General features: G+C 58.6%; 15 protein-coding genes and 4 tRNA genes. 10 read left to right on the top strand and 9 right to left on the bottom strand.

The window, feature by feature from the left end:
• Positions 1-8: 8 nt before the first annotated feature.
• The gene (gene rtcR, locus ACFWW2_RS25005; protein ID WP_393933066.1) at positions 9-1,583 is read right to left on the bottom strand and encodes an RNA repair transcriptional activator RtcR; all 1,575 of its coding nucleotides are present in this window, start codon (positions 1,581-1,583) and stop codon (positions 9-11) included.
• 177 nt (positions 1,584-1,760) lie between these two features.
• Here rtcR and ACFWW2_RS25010 point away from each other — a divergent pair, with 177 nt between their 5' ends.
• From ACFWW2_RS25010 to ACFWW2_RS25050, 9 genes are all read left to right on the top strand, one after another.
• Positions 1,761-3,317 carry an RNA-binding protein gene (locus tag ACFWW2_RS25010; protein ID WP_393933068.1) on the top strand — a complete coding sequence of 519 codons (1,557 nt, stop codon included), beginning with the start codon at positions 1,761-1,763 and terminating at the stop codon, positions 3,315-3,317.
• Positions 3,318-3,363: 46 nt separating this feature from the next.
• Complete coding sequence (locus ACFWW2_RS25015; protein WP_393933070.1) at positions 3,364-3,837, top strand: hypothetical protein; 474 nt, start codon at positions 3,364-3,366, stop codon at positions 3,835-3,837.
• A gap of 485 nt (positions 3,838-4,322) precedes the next feature.
• Positions 4,323-4,462 (top strand) — tRNA-OTHER (locus ACFWW2_RS25020).
• 142 nt (positions 4,463-4,604) lie between these two features.
• A tRNA-Pro gene (locus tag ACFWW2_RS25025) sits at positions 4,605-4,681 on the top strand.
• A 77-nt stretch (positions 4,682-4,758) separates the two neighbouring features.
• Positions 4,759-4,833, top strand: a tRNA-Asn gene (locus ACFWW2_RS25030).
• A 4-nt stretch (positions 4,834-4,837) separates the two neighbouring features.
• Positions 4,838-4,913: transfer RNA gene (locus ACFWW2_RS25035), tRNA-Gln, on the top strand.
• A gap of 258 nt (positions 4,914-5,171) precedes the next feature.
• Complete coding sequence (locus ACFWW2_RS25040) at positions 5,172-6,197, top strand: hypothetical protein (RefSeq protein ID WP_393933072.1); 1,026 nt, start codon at positions 5,172-5,174, stop codon at positions 6,195-6,197.
• Positions 6,194-7,606 (top strand): RtcB family protein, encoded by a 1,413-nt coding sequence (locus ACFWW2_RS25045; RefSeq protein WP_393933074.1) that lies wholly within the window; start codon positions 6,194-6,196, stop codon positions 7,604-7,606. The genes ACFWW2_RS25040 and ACFWW2_RS25045 overlap by 4 nt, the downstream gene beginning before the upstream one ends.
• A 16-nt stretch (positions 7,607-7,622) precedes the next feature.
• Positions 7,623-8,153: an RNA 2'-phosphotransferase gene (locus ACFWW2_RS25050; RefSeq protein WP_393933076.1), complete on the top strand. Its 531-nt coding sequence runs from the start codon at positions 7,623-7,625 to the stop codon at positions 8,151-8,153.
• A gap of 63 nt (positions 8,154-8,216) precedes the next feature.
• Here the strand turns inward: ACFWW2_RS25050 and ACFWW2_RS25055 are convergent, their stop codons facing one another.
• From ACFWW2_RS25055 to ACFWW2_RS25090, 8 genes are all read right to left on the bottom strand, one after another.
• The gene (locus ACFWW2_RS25055; RefSeq protein ID WP_393933078.1) at positions 8,217-9,026 is read right to left on the bottom strand and encodes a hypothetical protein; all 810 of its coding nucleotides are present in this window, start codon (positions 9,024-9,026) and stop codon (positions 8,217-8,219) included.
• A gap of 143 nt (positions 9,027-9,169) precedes the next feature.
• The gene (locus ACFWW2_RS25060) at positions 9,170-10,093 is read right to left on the bottom strand and encodes an RDD family protein (protein WP_393933080.1); all 924 of its coding nucleotides are present in this window, start codon (positions 10,091-10,093) and stop codon (positions 9,170-9,172) included.
• A complete protein-coding gene (locus tag ACFWW2_RS25065; protein ID WP_393933082.1) occupies positions 10,090-11,088 on the bottom strand; it encodes a stage II sporulation protein M in 999 nt (332 codons plus the stop codon). Before ACFWW2_RS25065 ends, ACFWW2_RS25060 begins: the two co-directional genes overlap by 4 nt.
• A complete protein-coding gene (locus tag ACFWW2_RS25070) occupies positions 11,088-12,335 on the bottom strand; it encodes a DUF58 domain-containing protein (protein ID WP_393933084.1) in 1,248 nt (415 codons plus the stop codon). The genes ACFWW2_RS25065 and ACFWW2_RS25070 overlap by 1 nt, the downstream gene beginning before the upstream one ends.
• Positions 12,336-12,382: 47 nt before the next feature.
• On the bottom strand, positions 12,383-13,339 hold the full coding sequence (locus ACFWW2_RS25075; RefSeq protein WP_393933086.1) for an AAA family ATPase: 957 nt from the start codon (positions 13,337-13,339) through the stop codon (positions 12,383-12,385).
• On the bottom strand, positions 13,329-14,636 hold the full coding sequence (locus ACFWW2_RS25080) for a hypothetical protein (RefSeq protein ID WP_393933088.1): 1,308 nt from the start codon (positions 14,634-14,636) through the stop codon (positions 13,329-13,331). The genes ACFWW2_RS25075 and ACFWW2_RS25080 overlap by 11 nt, the downstream gene beginning before the upstream one ends.
• A complete protein-coding gene (locus ACFWW2_RS25085; protein WP_393933090.1) occupies positions 14,633-15,352 on the bottom strand; it encodes a DUF4129 domain-containing protein in 720 nt (239 codons plus the stop codon). Before ACFWW2_RS25085 ends, ACFWW2_RS25080 begins: the two co-directional genes overlap by 4 nt.
• 107 nt (positions 15,353-15,459) lie before the next feature.
• On the bottom strand, positions 15,460-15,852 hold the full coding sequence (locus tag ACFWW2_RS25090) for a YkgJ family cysteine cluster protein (RefSeq protein WP_393933092.1): 393 nt from the start codon (positions 15,850-15,852) through the stop codon (positions 15,460-15,462).
• 147 nt (positions 15,853-15,999) lie between these two features.
• On the opposite strand from ACFWW2_RS25090, the gene ACFWW2_RS25095 reads away from it, so the two are divergent.
• Positions 16,000-16,299 carry a hypothetical protein gene (locus ACFWW2_RS25095; RefSeq protein ID WP_393933094.1) on the top strand — a complete coding sequence of 100 codons (300 nt, stop codon included), beginning with the start codon at positions 16,000-16,002 and terminating at the stop codon, positions 16,297-16,299.
• Positions 16,300-16,336 lie beyond the last annotated feature (37 nt).

Consider the following 16,336-nt stretch of genomic DNA (forward strand, 5'->3'; position numbering starts at 1 on the left):
CGGACCGCCTATTGCTGGCATTGCGCCCAGTCCAAACCAAACCGGTCAAGGTATTTGCGCAGGCGGTCGGCATCGTTTCGGCTGGTCTTGGTTGCACGGGACGCAGCAAATAGCCGACGTCCTGCCGCACTGATACTGGCGGATTGCTGGCAGACCCGGATCACGGCGGCCAGTTGCACGCGGTCAAATTCATCGATGTTCTGTGCGGCCTCGCCCAGATGTTCGGTCAGCAGTTGCATGTCCGGGTTGCGGCTGGCCTGCGTCCAGATGGATTGAAGCGTGGTGATTTCATCCTCGACCATGACCAGCGTGATCCGCCCGCGCGGGGCGAGGGTACACATCCGTTGCACGGACGCCGACAAGTCCCGGAAATTGCCGGGCCAGAGCGTGCCGGGGTCGGTGGCGAACCGTTGATAGCGGGTGAAGGCGTCGGCGTTGAAACTGACGCGCGTGCCCAGCAGCTTTTCGACGCGGGCCAGTTCGTATTCGAGGTTCGGGGCGATATCCTCTGGCCGGTCGCGCAGGGCGGGCAAGGCAAAGGTCCAGAGGTTGAGGCGCGCGAAAAGATCGGCGCGGAACCGGCCTTTGGCGACCTGCGCGGCCAGATCGCGCCCGGCCCCGGCGATCAGGTGGAACCGGCTGGTGACCTCGTAATCCGATCCAAGGGGGAAGTATTTTCCGGTCTCGATCGCGTGCAGGATCATCGCCTGTTCGTCGAGGCCGAGTTCGTCGATTTCATCGAGGAAGAGCACACCGCCATCCGCCTCTTGCAGCAGCCCGCGCCGGTCGGCGCCAGCGCCGGGGATGGCTTGCCTGCGATGTCCGAACAGGGTCGACATGGCCCGTTCACCCTTGAGCGTTGAACAATTCACATGCACCAGCCGCCCCTTGATCCGTCGGCGTTGCAGTTTCAACTCGTAAAGCCGTGCGGCCAGATCGGATTTACCGGTGCCCGTGGGTCCCATCAGCAAAAGCGGGGCGTCGGAGTTGGAGGTCACCACCTCCATCCGGTCGATCATGGCGTTGAAGGCCGCATTGCGCGTTTCGATTCCGCCTTTCAGCAGGGTGTTGTATTCGCGGGTGACCAGATCGAACCGCTGCTGGATGGCGTTGTATTTCGACAGGTCAAGATCGACGACCTGCAGGGTGCCGGGGCCAGTGTCATCGCCCCTTGGCGGCCCGGTCTGGACCAGCCTGGCCGGGATGTGCCGGGATTCGGTCAGGAGGAACCAGCAGATCTGGGCGACATGCGTGCCGGTCGTCAGATGGACGTGATAGTCTTCGCGTTCGTCGTCGAACCCGTAGTCGCGCGCGAAATCGTAAAGCGCGCCGTACATTTCCTCGAAATCCCAGGGGTCCGCGATGTCGATCCGCTGCAGCAGCACCTCGGTCTGAGGGTTTTTGCGTGTCACCTCGCCCTTGATCTTTTCGGCAAGGCCACGCCAGCGGCCGGAATAGATCAGTTCCAGCCGGTCGATCGGAAAATCGGGATGTTCGGCGATCTGGACGGAGGGGCGCCAGCGCCGGCGTTTGCCCGCATCCAGATTCGTGCCGAGAAAGCCGATGACCACGTTGTTCTTCATGGTGTTATCCATACAGATAAGATACGATACATATCAATCGTTTTTCTAACTAACTATTTCTTTCTTCCGAAAATATTCGAATAAAAACAGTGCGTTACTGAATTTTTGTTTTTTCTTCGTCCCGCGGCGCAAATCAGCGAAAACAGCCTTACTGAAAGAGAGAAGGACAAGAGAGAAATGGCAAACAAATCCGTGTTTGCATCGTTGAAGGGCCGGTTGCTTCCGGCGGCTTCTGCCAAGAATCTGGCGGGGGCACCGGCCTACACCTATTCCGATGCGCATGCCTTGGCGCAGCTGGCGATGACCGGCACGTTCGGGCAGACATTCTACCAGGACCCGATGCAGGAGCTGTCCCGCACGCTGGAACTGGCGCAAAAGGTTGATCCGTCCTTTCTTGCAAAGGCGGCGGTCTATACCCGGGCTGAAGGGCATATGAAGGATATGCCTGCGGTCCTGTTGGCGGTGCTGTCGGGCCGTGACCCGATCCTGTTTCAGCGCGTTTTCGGGCGTGTTGTGGATAACGGGAAGATGCTGCGCACATTTGTGCAGGTCATGCGGTCAGGGCAGACAGGGCGGAAATCGCTGGGATCTGCGCCTAAGCGGATGGTCGCGAATTGGTTGACCGGCGCGTCCGACCGGGCGCTGTTGCAGGCCAATGTGGGTAACGACCCGTCGCTGGCGGATGTGATCAGGATGGTCCACCCGAAGCCTGCGTCAAAGGCGCGAGAAGCGTTGTTTGCGTGGATCATCGGGAAACCGTGTGACGTGGCCTTGCTGCCGGAAAATGTGCAGGATTTCCTGCGGTTCAAGAAAACGGGGCGTGGCCGTGTGCCGGATGTGCCGTTCCAGATGCTGACGCAGCTTGAGTTGTCCACCAAGCAGTGGGCAGGGATTGCCGAAAATGCATCCTGGCAGATGACCCGTATGAACCTGAACACGTTCCTGCGGCACGGGGTTCTGGCCCTGCCGAAGATGCGGCGCATGATCGCGGACCGTTTGCGTGATCCGGACCTGATCGCAAAGGCACGGGTGTTCCCGTACCAGCTGATGACGGCCTATCAGGCCTTGTCGGCTGAGATGCCCGAGGAGATCCGGGAGGCGCTGCATGACGCGATGGAGCTTTCGGTGCAAAACGTGCCAAAGCTGCGCGGTCAGGTGGTTGTCGCCCCGGACGTGTCCGGGTCCATGTCCGGCGCTGTGACCGGTTTCCGCAAGGGGGCCACAACAGCGACCCGGTTCGTGGATGTGGCTGGTCTGGTGTCTGCGGCTGTACTGCGGCGTAACCCGTCCGCGACGGTGCTGCCGTTCGAGGTGAAGGTGCGTGAAACACGGCTGGAACCACGCGACACGATCCTGACAAACGCGGCGCGTTTGGCGGATCAGTGGGGTGGCGGGACCAACTGTGCGGCACCGCTGCAATGGTTGCTGAAGAAGGGGCGTGCCCCGGATTTGGTGATCATCGTCTCGGACAACCAGTCTTGGGCGCATAACCAGTACGGCAATGCCGGGACGGTGATGATGCAGGCGTGGGAGAAGCTGAAACAGCGGAACCCGCAGGCCAAGCTGGTCTGCATCGACATCGCCCCATACGGGACGACCCAGGCGAAAGAGCGTGCCGATGTGCTGAACATCGGCGGGTTCTCGGACACGGTCTTTGACCAGATTGCCGCCTTTGCGGGTGGCGAGATGGGACCAGACCACTGGGTTGGCCAGATCGAAGCCATTGACGTTTGAGAACGGGTCAGGCGGTTGCGCCTGACCCAATCGAAGGAAGAAGGGAATGACTGATTTTGTAACGGGCTGCACCCATTTCGGGCATGCCAATATCATCAGGTTGGCAAACCGCCCGTTTGCTGATGTGGACGAGATGGACCGGACCCTGATCGCCAACTGGAACGCGGTCGTGAGACCCCGGGACACGGTGTATCATCTGGGCGATTTCGCCTTTCGGGGTGGGCCGGATGAGGAATATCTGAAACGCCTGAACGGTCGGATCATCCGCCTGCAGGGCAATCATGACCCCAATGGCTGGGGCGCGGATTACATGCGGGTCAAATGCCACAAGACCCGCGCGGTCCTGTTTCACTACCCGATTGAGGAGTGGGACGGCTGGTACAGAGGGGCGGTGCATCTGCACTGCCATACGCACAAACCTGAATTTGTTTCGGGGGAACGGCGTGGAAATGTGGGGGTTGATGCTACTGGTTTCGCCCCGATGAAATTGGAAGAGGCAGTCGCGAGACTGCTGGAATAGAAAGGAATGACTGACCCGGCGAATGCTGGTGGAACTACAGGGATAGAGCGCCGGTCCGCACGGGCCGGAGGTCGCGGGTTCAACTCCCGCTATCATGCAGATGATGTAGCTCAGTGAACGTTTCATCCCCGCTTGTCGCCGGGACCGACACACAAACACCTTGGCAAATGCCGATGGAACTACATCCAGGACGCGATGCCGGTTCTGCTTGCAGATCACGGGCGCGTAAGCTGTTTCATCAAACCCTTGTTGCCAAGACCCGAAATCACTGGCGAATGCCAAAGGAACTACATCGCACCAAAGCGGGATCACCCGAGGGTTCAACTCCCCTCTTGCGACACGCCCAGACGGAAAACCATTTCTGCGGAAATGGGGGCGGGGCCCCGAAGCTGTTTCTTTACTCTTGTCGCCAGACCCGAAACTTCCGGCAAATGCTGGTGGAACTACATTCTTAGTGTCGTGGTCGCGGGTTCGAGTCCCGCCCCGAGAGGGTAGCTCAGCTGGTAGAGCGCGAATGTTTCACTGTACCCTTGTTGCCGGACCCAAAACCAAACCCTGGCGAATGCTAGTTGGAACTACATTACGAATGTCGAGGTCGTGGGTTCGAATCCCACCCCTGCTTCCATGGCAGGGTAGCTCAGCGGAGAGAGCGCGTAACGTTTCACCTATTCTTGTCGCCGGGGCACTGGATCACCCCCTTGCGGGGCCAAATCGAGTGGTGCTAAAAATGTGTCGCCCATGACGGCCCCGTTCGGGATCAAAACGGCCAGGGATTAGCTCAGTCTGGTAGAGTGCTGCATTCGGATTGCAGAGGCCGGAGGTTCAAATCCTCTATCCCTGACCACCCAAACCGGAGGAATGCCCGTGGGACTACATCTAGCCAAAATGTCAGCGTCTCACTGAACTCTTGTCCTCCACTATTCGGCTGTAGCTCAGCGGCAGAGCGCCTGACTGTTAATCAGGATGTCGTAGGTTCGACCCCTACCAGCCGAGCCAATATTGGAAGGTAGCTCAGTTGGTAGAGCAACGGTTTTTGGTACCGCAGGTCGCAGGTTCGAGTCCTGCCCTTCCAGCCAAAGTTGAAGGGAAAACATCCGGGGGAATGCCCGTGGGATTACATCGCTCTAAAACGGTCGCCGAAAGGCATCTCACGATATCCTTGTCCCCCGGACCTACGAGTTGGAAATGCCTGCAGGATTACAGGTAGACGCAGCCCCAAGGGGCGGGGCCATCAGGCCCGTGCTGGTTCAACCCCAGCCCGGAGCAATCCGGTGGCGGAAAATCATCCTGCAAACGCCTTGTTCCGATCGTGGTTTGATTTGAGAGTGAACGAGATGGAACTGAAGAAAGATTTGGCACTTTTCGAAGCTGCCTGGGGTGCCTTGAACGGGCAAACCGCGCCTTTTGCCGGCTACCGCTTTGAAAAGCGCAGGGGCCAACTTAGCCCGTTCCAGCTTGCGCGACTTGATGAACCTTTTCGTCGACGGGCACGTTTCATGCCGACCGAGCCGAGAACCTGGCTTGCCCGGATGTTCGCAAGGGCCCCGGTCGTCGATTTGGCATCGAAATTGGAAACAGAGCCAGACGCGGCGCTGTTGGCGCTGCACGCCCCTGATGGAATGCTGCGTGAACGTGCGGTTCAGACGGCGCCAATGAATGACACCGCTGCGGTGACGGCGCTTCTTTTGCGTTGCAATGATTGGGCGGCCCCAGTGCGGGACGGGGCGTTCAAGCGATTGCAAACCGTTTTGGGCGTTTTGGATCAGCGTGCACTGGCACCGCTAAGTTTGTTTGTTCTGGATCGCAGTGTTCGCTGGCGACGCGGCGGGGCGAAGGTGCTCGAAAGAATGAGCGCACATCCCGCTTGGCCATCCGCTGTCAAAGCCATGCTGATGACGACGACAAATGGCCCGCTGGCCAAGACGCTACGCCAACTTTTGCGTCATCCTGAATTTGACTGGGCGCTGCCAGAGCTGGCAATGAGTGCCAGCTCTGCATTCGTTCGTGCTGTGGCCACCGAAACGCTGCTGGACGAAGCGGCCCGTTGGCTGGATGGGCACGAATGGGTTTGGCATGACAAGGTATTCAATCTGCGTCGCAAGGTGAATCTCTATGCCAAGCGACAGGTTGTCGTCACAGATGAAACGAAGCGTCTTGTTCTGAGGTCTGCCTGCTTTGACAAAAGCGCGAAAGTCCGATGCCTCGCCGCAGACTTTTTCATCAAGGAAGGTCCGCCAAGTGAGGCCGCGTTGTTGGCGCTTCTGCGTGATGACAAGGCGAAGACGGTGCAGGAACGGATGGCGTATTTTGAAAAGAAATGGGTGAGAAATCCGTCCGCCCAAGAAAGAGTAAGACAATGACACAAGTAGAAATCACAGGTGAAACCCTCAAGGAATGGGGCCATACACCCGGCAAGGAATTTGGCCGTGCGCTGGAAATTGCGCAGGCTGCGGCCGCTGCTGGCTATAAGTTGGACCAGATCAGGGCGAAGCTTGATACGATGAAGCCGCCGCCTCCTCCGCCCACGCTGCCGTTGCAGAAGGCGGGTGATGTGCCGTTTCATTTCAATATCGAAGCGTCAGATGATGCTGACGAGATCAGGAACCTCGAACAGGTGCGTGAAACGATGACGGCTGTCATGCGCACCCCCACGGTCGCGGCGGCTGCAGTGATGCCTGATGCCTGCCCTGCCGGTCCTGTCGGGACGATCCCGGTGGGCGGTGTCGTGGCGGCCTACAATGCGATCCATCCGGGGATGCATTCGGCGGATATCTGTTGTTCCGTCATGATGACCGATTTGGGCAAGATTGACCCGAAAGCGGTGCTGGACGCCGCCGAGCAGGTGACCCATTTCGGCCCCGGCGGGCGGCCCAATGGCAAGCGGTTCACCATGTCGCAAAATCTGATGGATGAGTTTCGGGAAAACAGGTTCCTGAACAATCCCAAAGTCTTGCGCATGGCGGTCGAACATCTGGGCACCCAAGGCGATGGCAACCATTTTCTGTTTGTCGGCCGGTCGCGCAAGACCGGGCGGACGGCGATTGTGACCCACCACGGCTCTCGCGGGCCGGGGGCGGTGTTGTACAAGCTGGGGATGGAAGTTGCGGAGAAATACCGCAGGCGGCTGTCGCTCGAGACGCTGAAGCAGAATGCCTGGATCCCGGCGGATAGCGAGGATGGCCGCGAATACTGGGCCGCCCTGCAACTGATCCGCAAGTGGACCAAGGCGAACCATAACGCGATCCATCAGGCGACCGTGGAAGGGTCCAAGGCCCAGCCGGGCGACCGGTTCTGGAACGAACATAATTTCGTCTTTCGGCGGGGTGATCTGTACTACCACGGCAAGGGTGCCACCCCGGCCTGGGGCGATTATGCCCATGATGCGACGGGTCTGACGCTGATCCCGCTGAACATGGCGGAGCCTGTGCTGGTCGTGAAAGGCAAGGATGCGGATCATGCGCTGGGCTTTTCGCCGCACGGGGCGGGGCGCAATTTCTCGCGCTCCGAACACAAGCGGCGGTTGGGCGAGGTGACGCCAGAACAGGCGCTTGCCGCGGAAACGGCGGGTCTTGATATCCGCTTTCCTGCGGGTGCTGTGGATGCGTCTGAACTGCCGTCGTCCTACAAGAACGCGGGGTCGGTTGTGCGCCAGATCGACCAGTTCGGGCTGGCCGAGATCGACGATTATATCGATCCTTATGGCTGCATGATGGCCGGGGATATCCCGCCGTTCTGGATGGACAAGAAAAAGAGGAAGGGGCGGCGTTGAGCCGCCCCCATGAATGATGAAACAGGCAAGTAAATTTCTGAGCCTTGTGCTCCGCCATGACCCGGGAAAGATCGGGCTGGTTCTTGATCCCCAGGGATGGGTGGATGTTGACGATCTGCTGGCGGCCCTGGCACGCACGAACAACGCCATGACGCGCGATACATTGTTTGAAATCGTCGCCACATCCGACAAGAAGCGGTTCAGCCTGTCTGATGACGGAAAGCGCATTCGTGCAGCGCAGGGTCATTCCGTACCAGTTGATCTGGGACTGGTGCCTGTGACACCGCCTGATGTCTTGTATCACGGGACTGCCACCACATCAGTCGCATCGATTATGGCTAATGGGTTGCTGCCCGGGAGCCGCCAGCAGGTACATCTGTCGGCGGATACCGACACCGCAATCAAAGTTGGTATGCGCCATGGTAAGCCTGTGATCCTGCAGATCAAAGCAGGCCAGATGTCAAAGGACGGTCATTTATTCTTTCAGGCAGACAATGGTGTCTGGCTGACTGATCAGGTTCCAGCTACTTATCTGTCCGTCGACTGAAACGAAACGGGCCACCATCCAGCAGAGGATGGCGGCCCGAATTCAACTATCTAAAGCTGCTGATCAGTCGAAGACTGCTGCCAGTTTGTCGATGCCGATGCCTTCTTTGATCTCGCGCAAGCGGGCATAGATCAGGGCCGAACCGATGCCGGACAGACCGTAGATAAACGCATTCAGGGCTGCAAAAAGCAGAATGCCAATAGCAATGCCAACGGTACCTGTGCCGAAAATCGGAACGATGATACCAACGACAAATCCGACAATCATGCCGATTATGATTGTGCAGATGCCCAAAAGGACCAGCGCACCGATGATTGGCCAGCGGTATTCTTTGGTCAGTTGTGCCGAACGGCTCATGCCACCAAAGCCGACCCCTTCGATCATGATGGCGGGGGTAGTGACCGAATACATCGCATAGATGATCAGGCCGGGGATAATCAGCAGCAGAAAGCCGATACCGGCGAGGATACCGATAACCAGCGACAACACGGCGATGGGAACCACAGCCTTGATCGCAGGCGAGATGTACTTGCCTGGCGTAACCGGGTTACCCAGCTTGGCGTCATAGGCCATCTGTACCAGGAGGGCGATTGTGATCCCCTGAATGGCCAACTGCAGCACAGTTGAGATGACGATGCCGGATATTGATGGACCTGCAAACGGGTCACCCGCAGCGAAGGGGTCTGCGGATCCGATGCCGAGCGTCAATTCGGCCCCATTCATAAAGACCGAGATCAGAAGCCCGATCAGAGACGGGATAAAGCCAAGGATCATGACCGCCAAGATGTTGCGGAACAGGATTGAGAAGCTTTCCGATACGATGCGTCCGACACCAAGTGCGGCATTTGCGGAAAGGGAAGGGTTGCTTGTCATAAAGGGTCCTTTTTCGTTGATAGGTCCGCCCGGATCAGGGACATTTGGACGGCGTTTAAATATTTCCTTTGCTACATCGGCGAATAATCATGCCGAAAAAAGGCATGAAAATGACGATGGATCAGGGTTGCAGCAAAACTGCATCACTTCTCATCGTCTTGTTCTGCGTGAAATTTGTTTTTGCGCCGTTCGCCGAACAATTGCTTCTGTTCCAGATGCGCGCGCTGGGCGTTGTAGAAGGCGCGCAGGAAGGCGACCCTGTCGGGCGCGCTGACAGGATCGGCATAGCTGATCTTGCGCCTGATCTTTTCGATGACGGATTCAATCGTGGCGTTCTGGTGGGCGTTCATCTGGGCACTGGTCCGGTTTTCCTGCGCGCGCAGCAAATCCTCAAGCGTTTGCAATTCGAACGCCCCGTAATGGTCCAACTGGTGTGACAGGAAGGTGAATTTGCCCTTTTTCAGCTGCGGCTGCGGTACGGATTGCGCCAGATCCTTGAGCAGGACGGGCATCGGCAGGTGGATCACATAGGTGCCTGCGATCATATCACCCAACCGCTGACGACGCTTGTTCAGCACCGGGACGAGCAGGGTGCCGATGATCCAGGCAAATGCGATCAGCGATGCAATGGGAGAGGCCGCATCGAGTGTAAAGAGCAAGGTGCCGGGCAGAAAAATCTCGGCTTCTTTCATGAGGTTGCGCACGACAAGGGAATGCGCGCTGAGCGACAGACCGTCATGTGACACGACTTTGATTTTCATGAGTTTCTTGCCGAGTGTCTGGCCGTTCCATGCCAGTTCGGTCAGCACGTAATAGGGGATGCGGATGATGAAAAAGAGCATCATGCCCACCGCGCCCAGTGTCTGTGGTGAGGTCAGATTGATCATCGCCAAAAGAATGATGATGGCGATGGCGCCGATCCCGGTGATCAGGATGTCAGTGATCTGGGCTGCCATGCGTGCGCCGACGCCTGCGACTTCAAGGTGCAGCGGCACGCCTTCGGGCGGCATCAGCTCGTCCCTATTGTAAAGCGCTGGCTTCTTCTTTTCCCGCCGCCGCCACTTCATGACCGCGCCCTCCCGCCCAGCGCGAACCAGAGCAGCCAGAGCAGCCCGATCCCCCAGCCGATGGCCAGACGGGTGTTCATATCTTGGATCAATTGACGCCCGAACCCTTCCAGTAGTGCTGCGGCGACCAGCATGACGGCGGCCACGATGGCCAGTTTTGCAGCGTCTCGCCCGGCCTGCCTGAGCGATTCAATCCGGCTGAGTTGGCCAGGAAACAGGATTGCGGCCCCCAATTGCAGCCCGCCGCCGCAGGCGATGCAAATGGCGGATAGTTCCGTGACCCCATGAATGGATAGCCAACCGGCAATGTCCCAGCCCAGCCCCCGATCGACGTGAAGGGCGATGAAAGACCCGAAGATCAGCCCGTTGTAGAATGTCAGCGCGATGGCTGGCGCACAAAGGAAGACACCTAGCCCAAAGACAAAAATCGCGATCCGGGTGTTGTGCGAGAACAGAAAGGTCGCAAAGGCCCCAAGCCCGGAGGCATCAGGATCCTCGTCATAGATGACCGACCGCAGGTAGGACGTTGATGCGTCCGGTCCCCGTCCGCCCGCCAGTTCAGGCGGCATCATGACATAGTACCAGGCCGGGTCTTCGAAATAGAGCAGATAGCCCGCCAGCGCACCCAGCCCCATGCAAAGGAACCCAAGCGCGATGAACAGCCATGACCGTCGCATCGCTTGCGGTGCGCCCCGGCGCAGGAATCGGCTGAAGACGCCACGCACGCTTTCCTGTGGGGCGTAGACGCTCAGATACGCGCGCGCTGTCAGCGCCTCGAGGTAATGCAGCAGCGCCTTGTCGAGCGAGATTTCGCGGGCGATGGCCAGCGATGTCGTCCCCTCGCGGTAGAGGGCGGCGAGATCGCGCGCCTCGTCAAAGCTCATCCGGTGCAGACCCTGGCTTTCGGCCTTGGCCACCAGTTTTTCCAGCCGCGCCCAGTCTTCTTCGCGTTCCTTGCGAAACCGGGCCGAGCGGATGAGATCAGGTTGTTCCATCAGATCAACTCTTTGGCTTTGATTTCGAGGTAGTGCGAGATCAGTTGCGCGGTGACCTTGCCCGGTTCGGTGTCAATCACGGTCACCCCAAGCCGGGTCAGACGTTCCAGCACGATGCGGCGTTCATTGATCGACTGATCGGCGGAAACCAGTTGCGCGACCCCGGCCATGTCAGCGGGTGGTTCGCCGGTGAGCGCCTCAAGCTGGGGGTCGCGCATGGTTACGAAAATCACCAAATGCCTGCGGGCCAGGATGCCGATATTTTCGATGAGCAGTTCGGCCGAGGTCGTATCAACGAAGTCAGTGAAGACGATTATCAGGCTGCGCTTGGGTGTTCGCGCGTTCAGCTCTGTCATGGCCAGCGTGTGGTTTGTCTCACGGCTGACATAAGACAAATCGGCGGTGCGCGTGCGCATCTGCGCAAAGGCCAGCCGTCCGGGTGCAGGGGCAGAAAAAACACGCGGGCGCACATCATAGGAATAAAAGCCCACCAGATCGCCACCGATTGTTGCCGCCCATGCGGTGGCAAGGGCTGCGGTGATGGCGTGGTCGATTTTGGGCATGCCGCCGATTTCTTCGCGCATCAGATACCCGTTATCGAGCGCGATGATGACGTGGTGGTTACGTTCGGCCCTGAGCTCCTTGGCCACCAGTGACCGGCGGCGGGCGGACCGTTTCCAGTCGATGGATTTGACGTCCATGCCATGCACGAAATCCTGCAACTGGTGAAATTCCGACCCTTCGCCGATGGCGCGGTTTTCCTTGATCCCGAACAGTGCTGAGTTGACCGACGTGGTGATTTGGCCCGATTCGATCAGCCGAATGTTCGGTACGACCTTCAGTTCCAGTCCAAGAGGGACCTTTGGCACAAACTCGAACAGGCCGAAGCGGGACGACCAGAGGAGCCAAAGCTGTTCGCAGCGCCAGGTTCCCCGCCGCACGGCACGGCAGGTGATCTTTGCCTTAGCGGTGCCTTTGGCGGCCGGGGCGAATGTGATGTCCAGTTGGCCCGACAGGCCATCGGGCCATTCGATCTGCCCTTTCAGGCCTTTGGGCGCATTCTGGGCCGTCAGAGTCAGATCGACATTTTCACCCACAAAGACTTCTGGTGGGTAATCAACCGCGACAGCCTTTCCCCGCGACAGGGACAGAGCAAGATCGATGATGACTGCGGCCCCAAGGATGACCCACAGCCCAATTGCCGCGCTCATGGGCGCGTCGCCGACGAAGGTCGCCAGCAGCGACATCAGCAGGGCACCCCCGCCGAAGATCAGCAATCTGCGGGATGGACGGATCAGCGGGGGGCCTCGATCTGGTCAAGAATGTTTTCAAGGACCTGCACGGCGTTACGACCTTCGATTTCGGCTGTCGAGCCAAGCACGATCCGATGGCGCAGCGCAGGCACGAACAGGCGTTTCACGTCGTCAGGGATGGCAAAGTCCCGACCGGCCAGTGCGGCGGCGGCGCGGGCAGCGGTGGCGATGGCATCTGCCGCACGGGTGGAGGCCCCGTAGGAGATTTCAGCATTCTCGCGCGTTGCCCGAACCAGCCGCAGGATGTAGGCCAGAATGTCGTCTTTCAGGATGATACTGTCGATGACCGCACGGCTTTCCGCCAATGTTTCGGCACCCATGACCTTATTTTTGCCGTCCATCGAGGCGCGGGATTCGATCGGTTCGGCGGCGTGGGCCTGCAGTATTTCCATTTCGACCGCCTCGGGCGGGAAATCGACAACCAGCTTGAACAGGAAACGATCCAGCTGCGCCTCGGGCAAAGGATAGGTGCCTTGCTGTTCAATCGGATTCTGGGTTGCAACGACGATGAATTCGTCGCCAAGCGAATGGTCGGTGCCGTCGATACTGACCATGCGTTCGTTCATCGCCTGCAGCAGGGCTGCCTGAGTTTTGGGCGGGGCGCGGTTGATTTCGTCGGCCAACAGCACCTGGCTGAACACCGGCCCTTTGGTCAGAGTAAAATCGTTGGTCTGGAAGTTGAAGATCGAGGTGCCAAGCACGTCGCCCGGCATCAGGTCAGGCGTGAACTGGATGCGTCCAAAATCCAGATCAAAGGCGGCGGCAAAGCTGCGGGCCAGCAGGGTCTTGGCAGTGCCGGGCGGCCCTTCGAGCAGGACGTGACCGCGCGCGAAAAGCGCGACCAAAAGCATATCGACGATCTCTTCCTGACCGCGAACGGTTTTGGCGATCTCGTCCCGCAGGGCATCGGCGCGGGTGCTGAGTGTTTCAAGTGTCATGGGCGAGTTGCTCCAATGTTCGTTCAAAGGCGTTGACGTAGGTGATGGCTTGTGTGGATGAAATCTGTGGCGGCAGAGATCGTATTTCGGCCAGAAGGGTGCTCAGGTTTTCGGCTTGTGCCGGGTCGGAGCGGGCGATGTATTTGAGATATGCCGCTTCCTTTGCTGCAGCCCCCGGATAGGCCGCGCCAAAGATGGCTGAACTGACGGCTGTGATCCTTGCCGTCACATAGTCGGACAGCAACGCCCCATCCTGACCGGTCAGCCGCATCAGGCGGGCGCGAGCGGCAATCGCCTGCAGCTTGCTGGCGCCCAGTTTTGATTGTGGCATACCGATGGGGCCATACCGCAACCCGGACCGCCACAGCACAATCAGCATGAGGATCGCGCCACCCAACCAAAGGACCGAGAATGGAAATTCGAAAAACCGCTTCAGATCGGCCCATGTCCGGTCGCGGGCAACAACCTGGCTGTCTTCGGTGATCCAGACGCTACGGCTGTAATCGATCAGGATCTTGCCGTCTTGCGCCAGGCTGGGCAGCAGGTCTGCCGCGATCAGGGCATTGTCGCCAAGACGCAGGCCGTGATTGCTGAAAAGATCCGGATCGGACAGGACGAGGATATCGGCGCCACCGCCGCTGGTGCACCAGCCCAGAACCATTTCACCGACATCGCCGATGATCGGAGCGCAACCGTTGCCATCAAAGACCTGTGCCACATAAAGCCGTGCCGTCAGGCGGGTTCCATCGATTGCGGTATAGGCGAAGTCATTGAAGGGGCGCGGTATGTGCCGCAGCTTTCCGACCGACACACCGGCCACATCCTGTAGCGTGTTTTGTGCGGCAGTTCTGTCAACCAAAAGCGCGGGATGGCCCAGCCCGGTCAGGCGCAGGCCGGTCCGCCATTTGGGCAGAACCACCATTGTTTGCACAAGATCTGCCCTGCGCCCGATGCCAAACTGGTCCAGATCATATTCGTCTTGCTGGAAAATCAGCTCTTCCTTGGTCTGCGGGGCAACCCGGTCTTCGCCAAGATCAGTATCGTAAAGCGGCATCACCAGAAGGCCGATGGTATCCGCGTCAATTGTCCAGCCACCAGCGAAGCTGTTGGCGTCGTGGCCCTCGCTCGACAGCCACACCTGCAATCCGTCAAACCCGGTGGCAGACCCGCGCAATTGCTGCTGTTGTTGGCTTGAGAAGAACCACAGCACTGCAAGGCCAAGCATGGCGAAAAGGCCGATGAATAGCATTTCGGGGCGTAGTGGCGTGGCCTTGGGCTGGTTTGTGCTGTCACTCATCCCGACAACTCCCGAAACAGCGGGCTGATCTGTTCGACGTGACCCTTGAACTCGGGTTCTGTCACATCGCGTCCGCCAAATTGGACCCGTTCACTGGCGCGAACCAGATTGCGCAGGGCCGCGAGATGGTTTTGGTCGGCGGGAAGACGGCGCAGGGCATCACGGCTTGTCCAGCTTTGCTGCAGCAAAAGCCCGTTGGCGGTGACCGCGACGCGCAGCGCATTCTGTGCCAATGCAACCAACGCATCGCGCCGGTCTGCCATGCTGAGAATTTCCTTAAGGCTGCGCGGTGGCGCATCTGACGGTTTTTTGGCGCTTCTTCGGCCCTGACGGGCATTTACGTGCGGATTGTCGGCATCGGGGTTCAATGCCACCAGGAACCCGCCGCCAAAGCGCGCGAAAAGATAGATGATGCCAGCGATGATAAGCGCAGCGACAATGGCCGACGGCCATCTGATGTTGTTGCCATTGATACCGCTTGGGTCCGAGCGATCAGGTTCCGGTTCGGGTTGTTGTGCCGTTTCCAGTGGGGGGACCGCCGCGGTGGGATCGTAATAGGCGACATTGGGATCAATGCCGCTCCGATTGATGGCGTTCAGATAGGCGTCGCCTGACGGTCCGATTTCAGCGGGGGATTGAACCGCCTCCTGCGGCGTTGCGGGGAAACCGCCCAGCAATAGAAAACCGGTAAGGATCAAACAACCGAAGCGATGCATTTGGCGGTGATACCCTTGATGGAAACTGCGCCGCAAACGTGATGTTAGATCATGTGCTGACAATGGCGCGGATGTGACATCAATACGTCAGTTCAGTCCCGTGACATCTAGCGGGTGACGGCCACATGATCATCGTCGCCCTGCAACTGACGTTCGAAGACCAGAAAATCATAGTAACCGCAATTCGGTGCATGGGGGTAATTGCGGCAGGTATCCGGGCGGCCCTCATACACTGTGCATCGCCGCTGCTCTTCGTCAAAGAATGTGCAGATTGTCCCGAAATGCCGATCCGGTTTGTGTTTGAGAAGAAGGGGATACCGGCTTTTGCCGTGAAACTGACCATATTTTGTGTGCCGGGTGATGACATCGTCCGGCGCAGCGCCAAGGTGATCGGACAGCCGGACCAGATCCGCGTCGGTCAACGGGATTTCGTCATAAGTGCAGCAATAGCCGGGGCAATTCGTGCAATCAAAGCCGTCAGGTCGCAAGCGGATCTCCATCTATGGTGCAGACGATGCCCAGCTGCACCTCTCGTCGCTGAGGTTAAAGTATTTTGCTGACCGATCCAGCAAATGATCGTTGTTCTATTCACTTGACCGGGCGTCACGAGCGAAGCATGCTCTTATGTAGTTAAAAGGAGAATGGCTTTGAGCGATCTTACATTATTTGTACTTGAAACAGACCTGAGCGAATTGTCACCGGAGCATCTTGGAAAAATCGAAGAAATTTTGCTGCGATCCCAGAACTCTGCAGTTGCCCAGATCGAGGATATCACGGCGGCACTGAAATGCCTGCATGACCTGCGTGCGGGTGGCGGCGGCACCAAGAAGACGCCGACGAAGAAGAAAAAGAATCCCACCAAGAAAACACCCGGTAAGGAGACCCCGGAAGAGGCACCGCCACAGCCGGATGAAGAAGCGCCAACGCGGAAGAACCCTCATAAGTAAGAGGATGATTTTGGGGCCGACAGCCATGCTGGCCCCA

This window comes from Yoonia sp. R2-816, from assembly GCF_046762905.1.
Classification (GTDB): Bacteria; Pseudomonadota; Alphaproteobacteria; order Rhodobacterales; family Rhodobacteraceae; genus Yoonia.

Coding starts and splice junctions, on each gene's coding strand:
- rtcR (WP_393933066.1), bottom strand. CDS start 1,583: ATGAAGAACAACGTGGTCATCGGCTTTCTCGGCACGAATCTGGATGCG.
- ACFWW2_RS25010 (WP_393933068.1), top strand. CDS start 1,761: ATGGCAAACAAATCCGTGTTTGCATCGTTGAAGGGCCGGTTGCTTCCG.
- ACFWW2_RS25015 (WP_393933070.1), top strand. CDS start 3,364: ATGACTGATTTTGTAACGGGCTGCACCCATTTCGGGCATGCCAATATC.
- ACFWW2_RS25040 (WP_393933072.1), top strand. CDS start 5,172: ATGGAACTGAAGAAAGATTTGGCACTTTTCGAAGCTGCCTGGGGTGCC.
- ACFWW2_RS25045 (WP_393933074.1), top strand. CDS start 6,194: ATGACACAAGTAGAAATCACAGGTGAAACCCTCAAGGAATGGGGCCAT.
- ACFWW2_RS25050 (WP_393933076.1), top strand. CDS start 7,623: ATGAAACAGGCAAGTAAATTTCTGAGCCTTGTGCTCCGCCATGACCCG.
- ACFWW2_RS25055 (WP_393933078.1), bottom strand. CDS start 9,026: ATGACAAGCAACCCTTCCCTTTCCGCAAATGCCGCACTTGGTGTCGGA.
- ACFWW2_RS25060 (WP_393933080.1), bottom strand. CDS start 10,093: ATGAAGTGGCGGCGGCGGGAAAAGAAGAAGCCAGCGCTTTACAATAGG.
- ACFWW2_RS25065 (WP_393933082.1), bottom strand. CDS start 11,088: ATGGAACAACCTGATCTCATCCGCTCGGCCCGGTTTCGCAAGGAACGC.
- ACFWW2_RS25070 (WP_393933084.1), bottom strand. CDS start 12,335: ATGTCGCTGCTGGCGACCTTCGTCGGCGACGCGCCCATGAGCGCGGCA.
- ACFWW2_RS25075 (WP_393933086.1), bottom strand. CDS start 13,339: ATGACACTTGAAACACTCAGCACCCGCGCCGATGCCCTGCGGGACGAG.
- ACFWW2_RS25080 (WP_393933088.1), bottom strand. CDS start 14,636: ATGAGTGACAGCACAAACCAGCCCAAGGCCACGCCACTACGCCCCGAA.
- ACFWW2_RS25085 (WP_393933090.1), bottom strand. CDS start 15,352: ATGCATCGCTTCGGTTGTTTGATCCTTACCGGTTTTCTATTGCTGGGC.
- ACFWW2_RS25090 (WP_393933092.1), bottom strand. CDS start 15,852: ATGGAGATCCGCTTGCGACCTGACGGCTTTGATTGCACGAATTGCCCC.